The organism is Actinosynnema mirum DSM 43827, assembly GCF_000023245.1.
Classification (GTDB): domain Bacteria; phylum Actinomycetota; class Actinomycetes; order Mycobacteriales; family Pseudonocardiaceae; genus Actinosynnema; species Actinosynnema mirum.
This window is the reverse complement of sequence record NC_013093.1, coordinates 6,959,087-6,977,285: the sequence shown is the minus strand read 5'-3', so window position 1 is coordinate 6,977,285 and position 18,199 is coordinate 6,959,087. Positions and strand designations below refer to the sequence as shown.

At 74.3% G+C, this 18,199-nt stretch carries 18 protein-coding genes; all 18 read left to right on the top strand.

What is annotated here, in order from left to right; translation table 11 throughout:
• The first annotated feature begins 1 nt into the window (after position 1).
• Positions 2 to 2,383: a [protein-PII] uridylyltransferase gene (locus tag AMIR_RS29395; RefSeq protein WP_245554554.1), complete on the top strand. Its 2,382-nt coding sequence runs from the start codon at positions 2 to 4 to the stop codon at positions 2,381 to 2,383.
• 468 nt (positions 2,384 to 2,851) lie between these two features.
• Complete coding sequence (locus tag AMIR_RS29390; RefSeq protein WP_240438717.1) at positions 2,852 to 3,391, top strand: AAA family ATPase; 540 nt, start codon at positions 2,852 to 2,854, stop codon at positions 3,389 to 3,391.
• 316 nt (positions 3,392 to 3,707) lie between these two features.
• Positions 3,708 to 5,264: a signal recognition particle protein gene (gene ffh, locus AMIR_RS29385; RefSeq protein ID WP_015804623.1), complete on the top strand. Its 1,557-nt coding sequence runs from the start codon at positions 3,708 to 3,710 to the stop codon at positions 5,262 to 5,264.
• Positions 5,261 to 6,331: an amidohydrolase family protein gene (locus AMIR_RS29380; protein ID WP_015804622.1), complete on the top strand. Its 1,071-nt coding sequence runs from the start codon at positions 5,261 to 5,263 to the stop codon at positions 6,329 to 6,331. Before ffh ends, AMIR_RS29380 begins: the two co-directional genes overlap by 4 nt.
• Before the next feature lie 799 nt (positions 6,332 to 7,130).
• A complete protein-coding gene (locus tag AMIR_RS29375; protein WP_015804621.1) occupies positions 7,131 to 7,847 on the top strand; it encodes a CPBP family intramembrane glutamic endopeptidase in 717 nt (238 codons plus the stop codon).
• Complete coding sequence (locus AMIR_RS29370) at positions 7,844 to 8,602, top strand: LamB/YcsF family protein (RefSeq protein ID WP_015804620.1); 759 nt, start codon at positions 7,844 to 7,846, stop codon at positions 8,600 to 8,602. Before AMIR_RS29375 ends, AMIR_RS29370 begins: the two co-directional genes overlap by 4 nt.
• 153 nt (positions 8,603 to 8,755) lie before the next feature.
• Positions 8,756 to 9,193 (top strand): 30S ribosomal protein S16, encoded by a 438-nt coding sequence (gene rpsP / locus AMIR_RS29365; protein WP_015804619.1) that lies wholly within the window; start codon positions 8,756 to 8,758, stop codon positions 9,191 to 9,193.
• Positions 9,190 to 9,429 (top strand): RNA-binding protein, encoded by a 240-nt coding sequence (locus AMIR_RS29360; protein WP_015804618.1) that lies wholly within the window; start codon positions 9,190 to 9,192, stop codon positions 9,427 to 9,429. Before rpsP ends, AMIR_RS29360 begins: the two co-directional genes overlap by 4 nt.
• A 6-nt stretch (positions 9,430 to 9,435) precedes the next feature.
• On the top strand, positions 9,436 to 9,954 hold the full coding sequence (gene rimM / locus AMIR_RS29355; RefSeq protein WP_015804617.1) for a ribosome maturation factor RimM: 519 nt from the start codon (positions 9,436 to 9,438) through the stop codon (positions 9,952 to 9,954).
• Positions 9,944 to 10,684, top strand: coding sequence for a tRNA (guanosine(37)-N1)-methyltransferase TrmD (gene trmD, locus AMIR_RS29350; protein ID WP_015804616.1), 741 nt, complete (start codon positions 9,944 to 9,946; stop codon positions 10,682 to 10,684). The genes rimM and trmD overlap by 11 nt, the downstream gene beginning before the upstream one ends.
• A 171-nt stretch (positions 10,685 to 10,855) precedes the next feature.
• A complete protein-coding gene (gene rplS / locus AMIR_RS29345) occupies positions 10,856 to 11,215 on the top strand; it encodes a 50S ribosomal protein L19 (protein ID WP_015804615.1) in 360 nt (119 codons plus the stop codon).
• Between the two features lie 43 nt (positions 11,216 to 11,258).
• Positions 11,259 to 12,191 (top strand): signal peptidase I, encoded by a 933-nt coding sequence (lepB, locus tag AMIR_RS29340; RefSeq protein ID WP_041837115.1) that lies wholly within the window; start codon positions 11,259 to 11,261, stop codon positions 12,189 to 12,191.
• 4 nt (positions 12,192 to 12,195) lie between these two features.
• Complete coding sequence (gene lepB, locus AMIR_RS29335) at positions 12,196 to 13,095, top strand: signal peptidase I (RefSeq protein WP_015804613.1); 900 nt, start codon at positions 12,196 to 12,198, stop codon at positions 13,093 to 13,095.
• Positions 13,096 to 13,104: 9 nt separating this feature from the next.
• Positions 13,105 to 13,881, top strand: coding sequence for a ribonuclease HII (locus AMIR_RS29330; protein WP_015804612.1), 777 nt, complete (start codon positions 13,105 to 13,107; stop codon positions 13,879 to 13,881).
• A gap of 19 nt (positions 13,882 to 13,900) precedes the next feature.
• Positions 13,901 to 14,224, top strand: coding sequence for a DUF2469 domain-containing protein (locus AMIR_RS29325; RefSeq protein ID WP_015804611.1), 324 nt, complete (start codon positions 13,901 to 13,903; stop codon positions 14,222 to 14,224).
• Between the two features lie 292 nt (positions 14,225 to 14,516).
• A complete protein-coding gene (locus AMIR_RS29320) occupies positions 14,517 to 14,870 on the top strand; it encodes a YraN family protein (protein ID WP_015804610.1) in 354 nt (117 codons plus the stop codon).
• Positions 14,870 to 16,390 (top strand): YifB family Mg chelatase-like AAA ATPase, encoded by a 1,521-nt coding sequence (locus AMIR_RS29315; protein ID WP_015804609.1) that lies wholly within the window; start codon positions 14,870 to 14,872, stop codon positions 16,388 to 16,390. Before AMIR_RS29320 ends, AMIR_RS29315 begins: the two co-directional genes overlap by 1 nt.
• A gap of 625 nt (positions 16,391 to 17,015) precedes the next feature.
• Positions 17,016 to 18,182: a DNA-processing protein DprA gene (dprA, locus tag AMIR_RS29310; RefSeq protein ID WP_049797203.1), complete on the top strand. Its 1,167-nt coding sequence runs from the start codon at positions 17,016 to 17,018 to the stop codon at positions 18,180 to 18,182.
• The last annotated feature ends 17 nt before the right edge of the window (positions 18,183 to 18,199 follow it).

Here is an 18,199-nt window from a genome sequence, read left to right as displayed (position 1 = left end):
GATGACTGGAGACGGCCGGATGGAGCACACCGAGACGGCCGTCGTCACGGCCGACGACCTGGTGCGGGCGCGCGATCGCCTGCTCGCACCGGGTCGTCGCCGTCTGACGGGCGAGGCCGTGCGCGAGGCGCTGGTGGACCTGCACGAGTTCTGGCTCACCGCGCACGCCTCGGCGTCGGGCGTCGGCGGGGCGGGCAGCGGGCTGGCGCTGGTCGCCGTGGGCGGCCTGGGCCGCCGCGAGCTGGTCCCCTACTCCGACCTGGACCTGCTGCTCGTCCACAACGGGCAGAACGCCAGGGGGCAGGACACCGTCGAGGAGATCGCCGAGAAGCTCTGGTACCCGCTGTGGAACTCGGGCATCGGGCTCGACCACTCGGTCCGCACGGTCGGCGAGGCGCTGCGCGTGGCCTCGACGGACCTGCGCACCGCCATGGGTCTGCTGGACGCGCGGCACCTCGCGGGCGACGCCGAGGTCAGCGCCCGGCTCGCCGAGGGCGCGCGGCAGGCGTGGCGCGCGGGCGTGCGCGGCAGGCTGGACGAGATCGCCGAGTCCGCGCAGCGCCGCTGGGCGCGCAGCGGCGACATCGCGCACCGCGTCGAACCCGACCTCAAGCACGGCAGGGGAGGGCTGCGCGACCTGACCGTGCTGGACGCGCTGGCCGCCGCCCAGCTGGTCGACCGGCCCGGCGTCGAGGTCGCCGAGGCCCGCAGGCTCCTGCTGGACGTGCGCACCGAGCTGCGCCGCGTCGCCGGGCGCCCGCGCGACGTGCTGCGCGCCCAGGACGGCGACGAGGTCGCCGCCGCGCTCGGCCTCCTGGACCGGTTCGCGCTCGCCCGCGCGCTGTCCTCGGCCGCGCGCACCATCGTCTACGCGGTCGACGTCGCCACGCGCGCCGCCCGCGCCGCCGCGCCCCGCCGGGGCCTCGGCGTGTTCGCCCGCTCGCCGCTGCGCCGCGCGCCCGCCCGCAAGCCGCTGGACGAGGGCGTCGTGCTGCACGGCTCCGAGGTGGCGCTGGCCCGCGACGCCTCGCCCACCAGGGACCCGGCGCTGCTGCTGCGCGTGGCCACCGCCGCCGCGCGCTCCAAGCACCCCATCGCCGCGGGCACCCTGACCCGGCTCGCCGACTCCGCGCCCGAGCTGCGCCAGCCGTGGCCGCGCGAGGCCCGCGACGAGCTGCTCGCCCTGCTCGGCGCCGGCCCCGGCCTGGTCGACGTGGTGGAGGCGCTGGACCGCACCGGGCTGTGGGGCAGGCTGTTCCCGGAGTGGGGCGCGGTCCGCGACCTGCCGCCCCGCGACGCCGCGCACACCTGGACCGTCGACCGGCACCTCGTGCAGGCAACGGCGCACGCGGCCAAGCTCGTGACCAGGGTGTCCCGGCCGGACCTGCTGCTGCTGGGGACGCTGGTGCACGACATCGGCAAGGGCAGGCAGGCCGACCACTCCGAGGTCGGCGCGGCGCTGGCCACCCAGATCGGCGAGCGGCTCGGGCTGTGGCCGAACGACGTGGAGACGCTGACCGCGATGGTCCGGCACCACCTGCTGCTGCCGCACACCGCGACCCGGCGGAACGTGGAGGACGAGGCGACCGTGCGGCGCGTCGTCGACACCCTCGGCGGCGACCCGGTGCTGCTGGAGCTGCTGCACGCGCTCGCCGAGTGCGACTCGGTGGCGACCGGGCCCGGCGTGTGGTCGGACTGGAAGGCGTCGCTGGTGCGGGACCTGGTGGCGCGCTGCCGCGCGGCCATGGCGGGCGACCCGCTGCCCTCGCCGGAGCCGCTGGACGAGCGGCAGCGCGAGCTGGCCGCCTCCGCCACCGCCTCGGGGCGGCCGGACGTGCTGCTGGAGGCGTCCGGTCAGGTCGCGACGGTGTCGGTGGCCGCGCCGGACCGGCCGGGGCTGCTGTCCAGGGCGGCGGGCGTGCTGGCGCTCAACTCGCTGGAGGTGCACGCCGCCGTGGTGGCCTCGCACGAGGGCGCCGGGGTGCAGGTGTTCACCGTGTCGCCGAGGTTCGGGTCGCTGCCGGACGTGGCGCTGCTGCGCGAGCAGTTCGCGCGCGCGGTCGACGGGTCGCTGCCGCTGGCCGAGAAGCTGGCCGCCAAGGAGCGCGACTACGGCGGCCCGCCGCTGGACCCGCCGCCCGCGCGGGTGCTGTGGTTCGACGACGAGTCGACCGGGTCGGTGGTGCTGGAGCTGCGGGCGGCGGACCGGATCGGGCTGCTGCACCGGGTCGCGGACGCGCTGGAGCGGTGCGGGCTGGACGTGCGGTGGGCGCGGGTGGCGACGCTCGGCGGGACGGTCGTGGACTCGTTCGCCATCACCTCCGAGTCCGGGGACGTGGACCGGGTCGCGGTGGAGCGCGCTGTGCTGGCTTCCTCAGGGTGACTGCGTAGCACTACGTACACCCGATCGGGGGAGGTCACGCTGCCCCTCGGGTCCCCCGAACGGCAGGCTCTGCGGTGTGGCGCCAGGGGGGACACCGGGCGCCGCGAACCGGGGGCCCGGTTCGGTCCACCGAGGGGTTGGGCCGGCTCGGGCCACCAGGCCTCCGGCGCGGTTGGCGCTCCCGGACCGACCGCCCGGAGGTCCTCGCACGGGGAGTGGTCATCGCTCGGACGGGTTACCCCCTTGCACGGGTGGGCGGCTGAGCGGCCTGATCGGAGTGCGTAGTTCTGCCACCGGGCTGGTGGGTGAACCACGCCGGTCGCGGCCCGCTGCCACGACGGGGTCGGCCCAGGTCGGGCGTTGCGCGCAGCGTGGTCGCCCTGGGTTGCCCGTCGTGCGCTGTGGGTGGCGACACCATTCGACGGGGGAACTATCCGGTGTCCGAAACGTCTGTTTAGCATGGAAACGATGACCACCGTCGCCGTGGCGCCGCGCTCGCTCATCGTGCTGGCCGGGCTGCCTGGCGCGGGCAAGACGACCCTCCTGGCCACCGTCGACACGGGGGGCGAGCCCGCCGTCGTGCTCGACTCGGACCAGGTCCGGGCGGCGCTGCGGGCCGCGCTCCCCACCGGGCTGCCGTACCGCTGGTACCGGCCGCTGGTCCACCTGGCGCACCGGACCAGGGTGCTCTGGCACGCGCTCACCTCGCCCGGCCTGCTGCTGGTGCACGAGCCCGCCACGCGCGCCACCACGCGGGCCGCGCTGGTCGTCGTCGGCGCGCTGTCCGGGCGGCCGAGGCACTTCCTGTGGCTGGACGCGAGCCCGGACGAGGCGTTCAGCGGGCAGGTCAGGCGCGGTCGGGTGATCAGGCACCACTCGTTCGCCAAGCACGTCCGCAGGGCCGAGGCCTTCCGTGCCCGCTTCACCGAGGACCGCCCGCCGCGCGGCTGGCGCGCCCTCACCAGGCTGACCAGGGCCGACCGCCTGCGCCTCGCGGTGACCGGCTGAGCGGGCCCGCCCCGACCCGGCCCGCCCGCCCCGACCCGCGCCGCACCCGCCCGCCGTTCCGCGCGCGCCGGGGCCCGCCGCCGCCGACCACCCGCCGACCACCCGCCTACCGCCCCCGAACCACCCCCGCTGCGCCGTCCGGCCGCCCGACCACCGCTTTTCCCCCGCCGCCGCGCGAGGACCCGCGACCGTCCGTGACATGCCCGCGTCCCGGTGCGGCTACTCTGGCGGGAAGGCAATCGCCGCCCGGTCCCGCGCCCGACGGGGGTCGACGCGGCCCGTGATCATCCGACGACGTGCGAGGTCTGGCGGCACCGTGTTCAACACCCTTTCCGACCGGCTCACCTCGGTCCTGCAGAACCTGCGGGGCAAGGGGCGGCTCTCCGACGCCGACATCGACGCCACCGCGCGGGAGATCCGGGTGGCGCTGCTGGAGGCCGACGTCGCGCTGCCCGTCGTGCGCGCCTTCATCGCGAAGGTGAAGGAGCGCGCCAAGGGCGCGGAGGTCTCCCAGGCGCTGAACCCGGCCCAGCAGGTCATCAAGATCGTCAACGAGGAGCTCGTCGCGATCCTCGGCGGCGAGACCCGCCGGATCAACCTGGCGAAGAACCCGCCCTCGGTGATCATGCTCGCGGGCCTCCAGGGCGCGGGCAAGACCACCCTGGCGGGCAAGCTCGCCAAGTGGCTGCGCGGCCAGGGCCACACCCCGCTGCTGGTCGCCTGCGACCTCCAGCGCCCCAACGCGGTCACCCAGCTCCAGGTCGTCGGCGAGCGCGCGGGCGTCTCGGTGTTCGCCCCCGAGCCGGGCAACGGCGTGGGCGACCCCGTCGACGTCGCCAAGCGCGGCGTCGAGGAGGCCAAGCGGGCGCAGCACGACATCGTCGTCGTCGACACCGCCGGTCGCCTCGGCGTCGACGAGGAGATGATGCGGCAGGCCGCGGACATCCGCGCCGCCGTGAACCCCGACGAGGTCCTGTTCGTCGTCGACGCCATGATCGGCCAGGACGCGGTCAACACCGCGACCGCCTTCAGCGAGGGCGTCGGCTTCACCGGCGTCGTGCTCACCAAGCTCGACGGCGACGCCAGGGGCGGCGCGGCGCTCAGCGTCCGCGAGGTCACCGGCCAGCCGATCCTGTTCGCCTCCAACGGGGAGAAGCTGGAGGACTTCGACGTCTTCCACCCCGACCGGATGGCCAGCCGCATCCTCGGCATGGGCGACGTGCTGACCCTCATCGAGCACGCCGAGCAGGCCTTCGACGCCGAGCGCGCCGAAGCCGCCGCGGTGAAGATGGGGTCCGGCCAGCTCACGCTGGAGGACTTCCTGGAGCAGATGCTCGCGATCCGCAAGATGGGCCCCATCGCGAACCTGCTGGGGATGCTGCCCGGCGCGGGTCAGATGAAGGACCAGCTCGCGATGCTGGACGAGAAGCACCTCGACCGCGTGCAGGCGATCATCCGGGGCATGACCCCCGCCGAGCGGGACGACCCGAAGATCATCAACGCCTCGCGGCGGCTGCGCATCGCCAACGGCTCCGGCGTGCGGGTCAGCGACGTCAACGACCTCGTGACCCGGTTCTTCGACGCCCGCAAGATGATGTCGCAGATGGCGGGCCGGTTCGGCCTGCCCGGCGCGGGCGGCAAGAACAACCGCAAGAACGCCAAGGGCAAGAAGGGCAAGAAGGGCAAGGGCGGGCGCGGCCCGACGCCGCCGAAGGCGCGCGGCGGCTTCCCCGGGATGCCCGGCATGTTCCCCGGCGGGATGCCCGGCGGGATGCCGGGGATGCCCCCCGGTCAGCTCCCGCCCGGCCTCGGCGGCGGCATGAACGAGCTGCCCCCCGGCGTCGACCCGACCAAGCTGAAGTTCGGCAAGTGAGCGGTCTGCACCTGCGCGGCGTCGTCCTCCCGGAGAGCGAGCCGCGCGACCTCTGGGTGGTCAACGGGCGCGTGCGGACCGCCCCGGTGCCCGGCGCGCGGACCGTCGTGGACGGCGGCTACCTCGTGCCGGGCCTGGTCGACGCGCACTGCCACGTCGGCCTCGGCCCGAGGGGCGCGGTCGAGCTGGACGAGGCGGTCGAGCAGGCCGTGGCCGACCGGGCCTCGGGCGCGCTGCTGCTGCGCGACGCCGGGTCCCCGGTGGACACCCGGCCGCTGCAGGAGCGGCTCGACCTGCCCAGGATCATCCGCGCGGGCAGGCACGTCGCCCGGCCCAAGCGGTACCTGCGGCACATCGGCGTCGAGGTCCAGGACCCGGCGGAGCTGCCCGCGATCGTCGCCGAGCAGGCGGCGGACGGCGACGGCTGGGTCAAGCTCGTCGGCGACTGGATCGACCGGGAGACCGGCGACCTCGCCCCGCTGTGGCCGGACGAGGTGCTCGCCGAGGCGATCGCCGTCGCCCACGAGGCCAAGGCGCGCGTCACCGCCCACGTGTTCGGCGAGGACGCCCTGCCCGGCCTGCTCGCGGCGGGGATCGACTGCGTCGAGCACGGCACCGGCCTGACCGACGAGACCATCGCGCTGATGGCCGGGCGCGGCACGGCCCTGGTGCCCACGCTGATCAACATCGAGACGTTCCCGGCCATCGCGGCGGGCGCGGACCGGTACCCGGCGTACCAGCGGCACATGCTCGCCCTGCACGCGCGCAACCGCGACACCGTCGGCAGGGCGATCGAGGCGGGCGTCCCGGTCTACGCGGGCACCGACGCGGGCGGCGGCATCGCGCACGGCCGCATCGCCGACGAGATCGCCGCGCTGCGGAACGCGGGCATGACCGCCGAGCAGGCCATCGGGTCCGCCTCGTGGGCCGCCCGCGAGTGGCTCGGCTTCCCGTCCCTCGTGGAGGGCGCGGCGGCCGACGTCGTCGTGTACCCGAGCGACCCCAGGCAGGACCTGTCCGTCCTGCGGCACCCGAGCGTGGTCATGCTCCGGGGCCGCGTCCTCTGACCGAGGCCGCTCGAAGAGGTGAAGCCCCGTCACCCGTCCACCGGGTGACGGGGCTTCGGCGTTCCTGCCTCCCGGCGTCCCGGCGTACCCGCGTCCCGGCCTTCCGCGGGCTCCGTGCCGCGCAACCGCTCCCGGCGCGGGCGGCGCCCACCCGTCGAGCGCCCTCGGCGCTTGACCCGTCGGAACCCGGTCCCTCCGCACAAGTGCGCCCTGCGACCCCGCCCGCTGCGGCCGACAGGGTGATCTTGACCAGTCCGGTCGGGTCAGGTCGGTGTCGCCGCCGGTACGTTCGGACGGGTGCGGGACCCGAGCGCCACGGCGAGGCACGGGGGCTTCCCGGCCTGCGGCACCGGCCAGGCGGCCTGCTCGCCGTGCCCGCGCCCCGCACGCTCCCGCCCACCGCGCCGAGCGCCCCTCCCCGCCCGAGCACCCGCCCCCGGCCCCGCGCGGGCCGCAGCGGGCCCACCAGCCGGGCGGACCACCCGTTCCAGCGAACCGGGCCGGGCGTTCGCCCGCCGCGCGCCCCGGACCCCCGCGCCGCACCCGGCCCGCGCCCGCCCCGAGCCCCGGACCCGGCCCGCGCCCCCGGCGCCTGCCGGGCGGGAGGGCCGCTCCGACCGGACCGCGGCGAGGGGCCGCGGTGCGGCGGTCGGGGGTCCCGCGCCGCCGCGCGGCGCGCACCGACACCAACCAGCGCCCCGCGCGCCCGAGGCGCGCGAGCACGTCGTGACTAGGGTGATTGCCTGTGAACCCACCACCGGATGAGCGGCCGACAGGTCTCATCGCGAGCGTCCGGGCCGTGGGGTTCGCCCCGGAACCCGCGCCGACCGGACAGCGCTGGGGCTTCGGCGCGTTCCTCGTCGTGCAAGCGGTCTTCGTGCTCAGCGCGGTGTTCATCACCGCGGCGGGCCGCGAGTTCGGGGTGGACCCCGTCACCTTCGTCCTCGTCGGGGCGATGACGCCGACCCTGCTCGCCGCCGCCACCGCCGTCCTGATCACCAAGCTGCGCGGCAACGGCCCGTTCGTCGACCTGAGGCTGGAGTGGAACTGGGCGGACGTGAAGGTCGGCTTCAAGCTCGGCCTGCTCGGCCTGGTGCTGACCTACGTGGCCGCGCTCACCTGGTCCCGCCTGGTCGGCGACCAGAACGCCACCTCGGCCATCGGCGAGCTGGTCGACGGCGCGGCGCTGCCGCTGTCCGCCGCCATCGCCATGTTCTGCTACGTGTGCTTCATCGGCCCGGTCTGCGAGGAGCTGATCTACCGGGGCCTGCTGTGGGGCGCGATCGAGCGGCAGGGCTGGAGCCGCTGGGCGGCGTTCACGCTCAGCACCGCGATCTTCGCCGCCAGCCACCTGGAACCGATCCGCACCGTGCTGCTGATCGTCATCTCGCTGCCCATCGGCATCGCGCGGCTGATCACCCGCAGGCTCACCGCCAGCGTGGTGGCCCACGTGGTCAACAACTTCCTGCCCGGACTGACCATGCTGCTGATCGCACTGGGGGTGATGCCCGCGTGAGCCTCGACCTGAACAGCGACCTCGGCGAGGGCTTCGGCATCTGGAGGCTGGGCGACGACGAGGCCCTGCTCGACGTCGTGACCAGCGCCAACGTCGCCTGCGGCTTCCACGCGGGTGATCCGACGATCATGCGCCGGGCGTGCGAGCTGGCCGCCGGGCGCGGGGTGGCGGTGGGCGCCCAGGTGTCCTACCGGGACCTCGCGGGCTTCGGGCGGCGGTTCATCGACGTCGACCCGGTCGAGCTGGCCGACGGCGTGCTCTACCAGATCGGGGCGCTCCAGGCGTGCGCTCGGGCGGCGGGCACGGACGTGGTCTACGTCAAGCCGCACGGCGCGCTCTACAACGCCACGGTGCACCACGACGAGCAGGCGCGGGCCGTGGTGGCGGGCGTCCGGGCGTTCGGCGACCTGCCCGTGCTGGGCCTGCCCGGCTCCAGGCTGCTGCACCACGCCGAGGCCGCCGGGCTGCGGCCGGTCCGCGAGGCGTTCGCCGACCGGGGGTACACCCCCGAGGGCGCGCTGGTGCCGCGCTCCCGCCCGGACGCGCTCCTGACCGGCACGGACGCGGTCGTCGAGCGGGCCGTCAGGCTGGCGACGGCGGGTGAGATCGTGGCCGTCGACGGGACCGTCCTGGCCGCCGAGGTGGACTCGTTGTGCCTGCACGGGGACACGCCGGGGGCCGTCGAGCACGCCCGCGCGGTGCGGTCCGCGCTCACCCGAGCGGGTGTGGAACCGGGCCGATTCGTCCCCCGGTAGCGGGGTCTGGCAGAATTGAAGGCTGTTCGCCGAGGCCGGTCCCTCTCACCGTGCCGTGGCGCGCCCAGACAGTTTGGGTTCTCCCCGCCCGTGCCCCACTCGGGTGGAGGACGCCCGCACATGCACGAGAGAACCCGAGGAGCACCGGAACCCGTGGCCGTCAAGATCAAGTTGCAGCGCCTTGGCAAGATCCGCCAGCCGTACTACCGCGTGGTCGTCGCCGACGCTCGCACCCGCCGCAACGGCAAGGCCATCGAGACCATCGGCAAGTACCACCCCAAGGAAGAGCCCTCGTTCATCCAGATCGACACCGAGCGGGCGCAGTACTGGCTGGGCGTCGGCGCCCAGCCGACCGAGTCGGTCCAGCGCCTGCTGGAGATCACCGGCGACTGGCAGAAGTTCAAGGGCCTGCCGGGCGCCGAGGGCACGCTGAAGGTCAAGGAGGCCAAGACCAGCAAGGCGGACCTGTTCGCCGCCGCGCTGGCCGCCGCGGGCTCCGAGCCGACGACCGAGGCCACCACGCCGAAGAAGAAGGCCGCCAAGAAGGCTGACGCCGAGGCCGCCGAGGCTCCCGCCAAGGACGAGGCGTGAGCTTGTTGGCTGACGCCCTCGAACACCTCGTTCGGGGCATCGTCGACCACCCGGACGAGGTCCGGGTGAACCTGGTCACGACCCGGCGGGGTCGCACGCTCGAGGTCCACGTCCACCCGGACGACCTCGGCAAGGTGATCGGCCGCTCCGGCCGCACCGCGACCGCGCTGCGGACCGTGATGGCGGGCATCGGCGGTCGTGGCGTGCGCGTCGACGTGGTCGACACCGACCGCTAGACGCGCATGGACGTCGTCGTCGGCCGCGTGGCCAAGGCGCACGGCATCCGCGGCGAGCTCGCCGTGGACGTGCGCACCGACTCGCCGGAAGCGCGCTTCGCACTGGGCTCCGTCCTGGCCGCGAAGCTGCGCGACGGCACGTCCCGCGACCTCACCGTCGCAGCCGCCCGGTACCACTCCGGGCGGCTGCTGGTGCGGTTCGAGGAAGTCCTCACGAGGGACGTCGCGGAACTCCTGCGGGGCACCCTGCTGCTGGGCAGCACGGACGCCCTGCCCCCCACCGACGACCCGGACGAGTTCTACGACCACCAGCTGGAGGGCCTCGCGGCCGAGCTGGCGGACGGGACCCGGATCGGGACCGTCAAGGAGATCGTGCACGGCCCCGGCGGTGAGCTGCTCGTCCTCGTCCGCGAGGACGGCTCCGAGGCGCTGGTGCCGTTCGTCAGGCAGATCGTGCCCACCGTGGACGTGGCCGGTGGCCGCGTCGTCGTCGACCCGCCAGAGGGCCTGCTCGATGCGGATTGACGTCGTCACGATCTTCCCCGAGTACCTCGACCCGCTGCGCCAGGCCCTGCTCGGCAAGGCCGTCGACAAGGGCCTGATCAGCGTCGGCGTCCACGACCTGCGGAACTGGACGCACGACGTGCACAAGGCCGTCGACGACAGCCCGTACGGCGGCGGCCCCGGCATGGTCATGAAGCCCCAGGTCTGGGGCGACGCCCTGGACGAGGTGTGCGCGGGCGAGCAGCCGCCGCGCCTGGTCGTGCCCACCCCGGCGGGCAGGCCGTTCACCCAGGAGCTCGCGCACGAGCTGGCCGCCGAGCCCCGCCTGGTGTTCGCCTGCGGTCGCTACGAGGGCATCGACCAGCGCGTGGTGGACGACGCCTCGCGCCGGATGCGGGTGGACGAGGTGTCCATCGGCGACTACGTGCTCGTCGGCGGCGAGGTCGCCGTGCTCGTCATGGTGGAGGCCGTCGTGCGGCTGCTGCCCGGCGTGCTCGGCAACGCGCTCTCCGCGCAGCAGGACTCGTTCTCGGACGGCCTGCTGGAGGGCCCCAGCTACACCCGGCCCGAGGTGTGGCGCGACCTGGCGGTGCCGGACGTGCTGCGCTCGGGCAACCACCGGGCCATCGACCGCTGGCGCAGGGACCAGTCGCTCCAGCGCACCCGCGACCGGCGTCCCGACCTGCTGGACGCCCTGCCCGACGGCGCGCTCGACAAGCACGATCGGGCGTTCCTGGACGGCTCCCGGTAGGGCCGATTTCACCCTGCCGCGCCGCGTCTGGCACACTGGACAGGTTGCTGCACCCGGATCATCTCTTTCGGCGTGCGCCGCAAGCCCGCCCCCGCGCGTGTGAAACCTCTGCAATGGGACGCGAACCGGGGGAGTTACTGCATTACACGTGAGGACGAGGACGGACCACCGATGAACACCCTGGACGCTCTTGACGCCCAGTCGCTGCGCTCCGACATCCCGAGCTTCCGGCCGGGCGACACGCTGAAGGTCCACGTCCGCGTCATCGAGGGCTCCCGCGAGCGGGTCCAGGTGTTCCAGGGCGTCGTCATCCGCCGCCACGGCGGTGGCGTGCGCGAGACCTTCACCGTCCGCAAGGTCTCCTTCGGCGTCGGCGTCGAGCGCACGTTCCCCGTGCACTCCCCGAACATCTCGGAGATCGAGGTCGCCATCCGCGGCGACGTGCGCCGCGCGAAGCTCTACTACCTCCGCGACCTGCGCGGCAAGGCCGCCAAGATCAAGGAGAAGCGCGACGCGAAGCCGGGCGCCTGAGCCCTTCCCGGCCTCCTGACGCGGTGCTCACGCACGGTGGGTAATGTCTCACCGTGTGACAGACGCCGTGCGGCCCTCATCGGGCGAAGGTGACCAGGATCGTCCCCCCGTGGCCGGGTCCGAGCAGGACCCGGTCACGGACGGTGGCGGTGCCGAGGAGAAGAAGAAGCAGCCGCTCTGGCGCGAGCTGCTGATCCTGGCGGGCACCGCGCTGGTGCTCACCGTCCTCATCCAGACCTTCCTCGCGCGGGTGTACGTCATCCCCTCGCAGTCGATGGAGCAGACCCTGCACGGGTGCACCGGCTGCCAGAACGACCGCGTGCTCGTGGACAAGCTGACGTACAAGTTCAGCGACATCGAGCCCGGCGAGGTCGTCGTCTTCCGCGGTCCCCCGTCGTGGGGCCAGAACGACTTCTCCTCCAGCCGCTCCGACAACCCCGTCGTGAGCAGCCTCCAGTCGGTCGCCTCCCTGATCGGCCTCGCGCCGCCCGACGAGCGCGACTTCGTCAAGCGCGTCATCGCCACCGGCGGCCAGACCGTCGAGTGCTGCGACGACCAGCACCGGCTGCTGGTGGACGGCAAGCCGCTGGACGAGCCCTACATCTACTGGCAGCCCGGCACGTCCCCCGAGGACCACGAGCCGTTCGCGCCGGTCACCGTGCCCGAGGGCAGCCTGTGGGTGATGGGCGACAACCGCACCAACTCCACCGACTCCCGCAAGCAGGGCGGCGGCGGCGTCAACGGCGCGGTCCCCGAGTCCGAGGTCATCGGCAAGGCGCGCGTCATCGTGCTGCCCCCCTCGCGCTGGCAGGGCATCGGCGACCACAACCCGCAGGCGCAGGCCATCGGCGCGCCCGCCTGGCAGAGCGGCCTCCCGGCGGGGGCAGGCGTCGCGGCGGCGTTCCCGGTCCTGCTCCTCGGCAGGCGGCTGCGCGCCAGGCTGACCAAGGTCACACAGGGGAAGTCGGTAACCTGACTCGGTGTTCTACGTCGGACGTCACCGGCGGCCCTCCGGAGAGGATCCCGAGGAACCGGTCGACGAGGAGGCCGTCCAGCGGTGGCGTGCGCGCGCCCGCAAGGGGCGCAAGGGCGCCTTCTGGAAGGAGCTGCCCGTCCTCGTCCTCGTGGCGGTCGGGCTGGCGTTCCTGATCCAGTCGTTCCTCGCCAGGGTCTACATGATCCCGTCCGAGTCGATGGAGCAGACCCTCCACGGGTGCGCGGGCTGCTACGGCGACCGCGTGCTCGTGGACAAGCTGACGTACCGGTTCACCGACGTCTCGCCCGGTGACGTGATCGTCTTCCACGGTCCGGACTCCTGGGTCAACCAGGAGTTCCACCCGCCGCAGGACACCAGCGGCCTCGCCGGGGTGATGGCCTCGCTCGGCCAGCTGATCGGGCTGCCCTCGCCGAACGAGGAGGACTTCGTCAAGCGGGTCGTCGCCGTCGGCGGGCAGAGCGTGGAGTGCTGCGACGAGCAGAACCGGGTCAAGGTGGACGGCAGGCCGCTCGACGAGCCGTACATCTACTGGGAGCCGGGGCGCAGCACCGTCCAGGAGTCGTTCCCGAAGCTCGACGTGCCACCCGGCTACCTGTTCGTGCTCGGCGACAACCGGAACGACTCGTGCGACTCGCGGTGCCAGGGCGACGGGCGCGAGGGCGGGCTGGTGCCGGTGACCGAGGTGGTCGGCAAGGCGCGGCTGGTGGTGCTGCCGCCGTCGCGGTGGAAGGCCGTCGACGACCACGACCCGCAGGCCGCCGCGATCGGCGCGCCCGCCTGGCAGGACGCCGCGCCGCTCGGCGTCGGGGCCGCCGCCGCGTGGCCGGTGCTGCTGCTGGGCAGGCGCGTGCGCGGGAGGTTCCGGCGGGGTGGGCTGGGATAGGGTCGGCTGGTGATCCGCAAGCCAGTGCGCGCCCAGGTCCGGTCGACCTCGGGCACCTGGGCGTTCCAGGCCGCGCTCGACCGGCGCGGGCTCGGCCCCGTCGCCGGGGTCGACGAGGCCGGTCGGGGCGCGTGCGCGGGGCCGCTCGTGGTGGCGGCTGCCGTGCTGCGGACCGGGGACGCGGCCAGGTTCGCCGGGCTGACCGACTCGAAGCTGCTGACCGCCGCCGCGCGCGACCGGATGCACGACCTGGTGCTGGAGCGGGCGCTGGACCACGCGGTGGTCGTGGTGCCCGCCGACGAGGTCGACGCGATCGGCGTGCACGTGGCGAACGTCGAGGGGATGCGCCGGGCGGTGGCCCGGCTGGGCACGCACCCCGGCTACGTGCTGACCGACGGGTTCCCGGTGCCGGGGCTGACCGCGCCGAACGCGCCGCTGGTCAAGGGCGACCGGGTGGCCGCCTGCGTGGCCGCGGCGTCCGTGCTGGCGAAGGTCACCAGGGACCGGATCATGGCCGAGCTGCACGAGGAGCTGCCGGTCTACGGCTTCGACGTGCACAAGGGGTACGGCACCGCGGCGCACACCGCGGCGCTGCTGGAACACGGGCCGAGTGGGCAGCACCGCTGGTCGTATGCGAACGTGGCGGCTGCGGCGGCCAGGCTCGGCCTGGAACCACCACCGCACCGGGTGGCGCGCGGCGTCCCCACCGCAGGCGTGGTCCAGAATGGAGGACCCCCGCAGACCGGCGGTGGCAGGCCCGCGACGAGGAGGGGCGCGGATCGATGAACACCCGCGCGGAGGCGTGATGAGTGCAGAGGATCTCGAGAAGTACGAGACCGAGATGGAGCTGTCGCTGTACAAGGAGTACCGCGACATCGTCAACCAGTTCTCGTTCGTCGTGGAGACCGAGCGGCGGTTCTACCTGGCCAACACGGTGGACGTGCAGGTCCGCAACGCGGACGGCGAGGTCTACTTCGAGGTGCGGATGTCCGACGCCTGGGTCTGGGACATGTACCGGCCCGCCCGGTTCGTCAAGAACGTTCGGGTGATCACGTTCAAGGACGTGAACGTGGAGGAGTTGGACAAGCCGGAGCTGAGGCTGCCGGACAGCGGGCCGTTCAACACCTGATCCAGCGCGCGTGGACCGGCCGTTCGGCTGGCCGGTCGCGGTCGCGGTCTCGGTCTTGGTCTCGGGAAGGGGCTCTCCTGCGGGAGGGCCCCTTCCGGTGTCTCCGGGGTCCTCCGCGCTCTTCGGCTCCTTCGGATCTCGGCCCCCTTTAGCAGGCTCCACCGAGTTCCTCCCCGCTCTCTCCACAGCCCGAGGACTTCTCCACAGCCCGCTTTTTCCCCGTCGCCACCAGCCCTTCCGCAGGCGCACAGTCGATCCCGAAGCAGTTTCCCCCTCTCCTTCGGAGGTCGTCGTGACCGCGTCCCACGTGCTCGGCAGGCTCGGCGAGAGCGTCGCGTGCCGCTACCTGGAGCGCCAGGGCCTGGTGGTGCTGGCCCGGAACTGGCGCTGCGCCTCGGGTGAGTTGGACGTGGTCGCCACGGACGGCGTGCGGCTCGTGGTGTGCGAGGTGAAGTGCCGCTCGGGTTCCGGCCGGGGCGATCCCCTGGAGGCGGCGACGCCCGAGCAGCTCGACCGGGTGCGCAGGACCGCGTACCGGTGGCGTCGCGAGCACCGGCTGTCCGGGGTGGGGGTGCGCGTCGACCTGGTGGGCCTGGAGTGGCCCCCAGGAGGCCCGGTGCGGCTGCGGCACGTCAGGGGCGTGTGATGGCGCTGGCGAGGGCGTGGTCGGTGGCGCTGCGCGGTGTGGAGGGCGTGCCCGTCGAGATCGAGGCCGACGTGGGCGCGGGGTCGGTCGGCACCCAGCTGCTCGGCCTGCCCGACGCGGCGCTGCACGAGTCCAAGGACCGGGTGCGCGCGGCCGTGCGCAACAGCGGCCAGCAGTGGCCCGCGCACCGCGTCACCCTGGGCCTGTCCCCGGCCTCGATGCCGAAGGGCGGCACCGGTTACGACGTGGCGCTGGCGTGCGCCGTGCTGGCGGCGGCGCAGGTGGTCCCGCCTGAGCGGTTGGAGGGAGTGGCCCTGCTGGGCGAGCTGGCCCTGGACGGCAGGGTCCGCCCGGTGCGGGGCGTGCTGCCCGCCCTGGTGGCGGCGCGCTCGGCGGGTCTGAGGCGAGCCGTGGTCCCCCTGTCCGCGCTCCCCGAGGCCTCCCTGGTGACCGACCTGGACTGCCTGGGCGCGGCCTCCCTGCGCGACGTGGTCACCTGGCTGTCCGGCGACGACGCGGCGCTGGTCCCCCCAGGCCCGCCCACCTGGTCCGACGCCGCGCAGGGCCCGGACCTGGCCGACGTGGTGGGCCAACCGGAGGCGAGGTGGGCCCTGGAGGTGGCTGCGGCAGGCGGCCACCACCTGCTCCTGACCGGCCCGCCGGGCACCGGGAAGACCATGCTGGCCAGACGTCTGGTGACCCTGCTGCCGCCGCTGTCGGTGGAGGAGGCGCTGAGCGTCACGGCGGTCCACTCCGTGGCGGGCCTGCTCACCGAGGAGACCCCGCTGGTGACCACCCCGCCCTTCGTGGCCCCGCACCACTCCACGTCCATCTCGGCCCTGGTGGGCGGGGGCTCCGGCCTGGCAAAACCGGGTGCGGTCAGCCGGGCCCACCGGGGCGTGCTGTTCCTGGACGAGGCGTGCGAGTTCGGCGCCGCCAAGCTCGACTCCCTGCGCACCGCCCTGGAGGAGGGCGAGGTCCGCGTGGCGAGGAGCGACGGCGTGGTCCGCTACCCGGCCGGCTTCCAGCTCGTCCTGGCGACGAACCCCTGCCCCTGCGCGCCCGCGAGGGACCTCGACTGCACCTGCCCGTCCGCGGTGCGCCGCAGGTACCAGTCCAAGCTCTCAGGCCCACTCCTGGACCGGGTGGACCTGCGCGTCCCCATGCGTCCCCTGACCGAGGCCACGATCGCCGCCCACCCCACCCCACCGGAGTCGACGGCGGTGGTCCGCTCGAGGGTGACGGAGGCAAGGGCAAGGGCCATCCACCGCTGGTCGGAACACGGCTGGCAGTCGAACGCCCAAGTCCCCGGCCCAATCCTCAGACGCGACCACCCCCTACCCGAAACGACGACCCACGCCCTCCAACTAGCTCTGTCGAGAGGCGCCCTGACGGGCAGAGGCGCAGACCGCTGCCTACGGGTGGCCTGGACCCTCGCCGACCTGGACGGCGCCCCCGAACCAACAAGAGCCCACGTGGCAACAGCCCTGGAATTCCGAGAACGCACCCAACCCTGGTGACCCGCTACCCCGAAGAAGGCCGACCATGCCCCAAAACCCTCACCTCGAAGCCGCAAAGCAAGCCCTTTCCCGCCTCCTGGCAACCCCCAACCCCCACCCCAACTCCACCGAAGGCAAGCGCTCTCCCGCCACTCCTCCCAGCACCCCTCCCACCCCGCCCCGCCCACTCCCCGAACTCATTCCGCCCGCCGCCTCCGATCCGCCCCCCACCCCAACCTCGCCTGCCACCGCCACCCCGCCCGCCGCCACCCCGCCCGCCGCCACCCCGCCCGTCGCCCCCGCCCCACCCGCCATTTCCACCCCGTCCGCCATTCCTGCCGCCATTTCCCTGTCCGCCACCTCTCCCGCTCCCACCCCTGCCTTCACTTCCGCCCCCGCGCCCGTCCTAGTCGCCGCCCCTACCCCCATTGCTGGTCCCATCGCTGGCCCTGTTCCCACTGCCGCGCCCTGCTCCGCCGCCGGCCCCGCACCCGCCGCCGCTCCCGGCCCTACCTCGCTCTCTGCCCGAGCGCCCGCCTCTCCCTCGGCTTCCGCCCGCGCACCTGCCCCCGCTCACTCCGCCCATCCCGCTCACTCCGCTCACCCCACCCACTCCGCTCACCCTGCCCGCCCCACTCACCCCAACCTGAAAGCGATTCGGGTCGCCAACCTGAACGCGATTCGGCTCGCCCGCGCGTACCTGTCCCGTGTCGCCGAGCCGCCCTCGTTCGCGCTCTCCGCGTTCGTCGCCGAGGTCGGGCCGGTCGAGGCGGCGCGGCTGGTCCAGATCGGGGAGGTTCCGGTGGCCGTCGCCGGTGAGACCGAGGCTCGGCGGCGCGAGTGCCGGGCCGAGGAGGACCTGCGCCTGGTCGCCGGCGTCGGCGGTCGTCTGGTGGTGCCCGAGGACGACGAGTGGCCCTCCTGGCCGTTCACGGCGCTGGCCAACGCCGCGCGGCACGGGTTGCGCTGCGGGCTCGAACCGCTCGCGCTCTGGGTGCGCGGGGACGCCCCGCTCGGCGCGCTGGTCGAGCGGGCGGTCGCGGTGGTGGGGAGTCGGGCGGCCAGCGGGTACGGGTTGCACGTCGCGGCGGAGTTCGGGGCCGGGCTCGCGCGGGCCGGGGTGACCGTGGTGTCCGGGGCCGCCTACGGGATCGACGGGGCCGCGCACCGCGGGGCGCTCGGCGCAGGCGGGGCGACGATCGCGGTGCTCGCCTGCGGCGTCGACCGGGCGTACCCCGCCGGGCACGCGGCCCTGCTGGGGAGGATCTGCGCCCAGGGGCTCGTGGTCAGCGAGTACCCGCCCGAGCGCGCGCCCGCCAAGCACCGGTTCCTGACCCGGAACCGGATCATCGCCGCCCTCGGCGACGGCACGGTCGTGGTCGAGGCCGGGAGGCGCAGCGGGGCGAAGAACACCGCGGCCACGACCGCCGCGCTCGGCCGGGTGCTGATGGCCGTGCCGGGGCCGGTCACCTCGCTCAGCTCGCTCGGGTGCCACGAGCTGCTGCGGTCGGGCGAGGCCGTGCCGGTCGCCAGCGCGGCGGAGGTGGTCGAGTCCACGGGGCGGCTCGGGGCCGACCTGGTCGAGGCCGGCCGCCGGTCCGACGACGGCGAGCCGAGGGGCGAGGCGCTGCGGGTGCACGAGGCGCTCAGCCCCACCGTCGAGCTGACGGCCGACGCGGTCGCCGTCGAGTCGGGGGTCGAACCGGCGCACGTGCGGGCGCTGCTGCCGCAGATGGAGCTGGTGGGGCTCGCGAGTCGGGGCCACCGGGGCTGGAAGCGCTCCCAGCCGGGAAGCGGGTGTGGCGATGCTTGACCGGGGGCTCGTGGTGC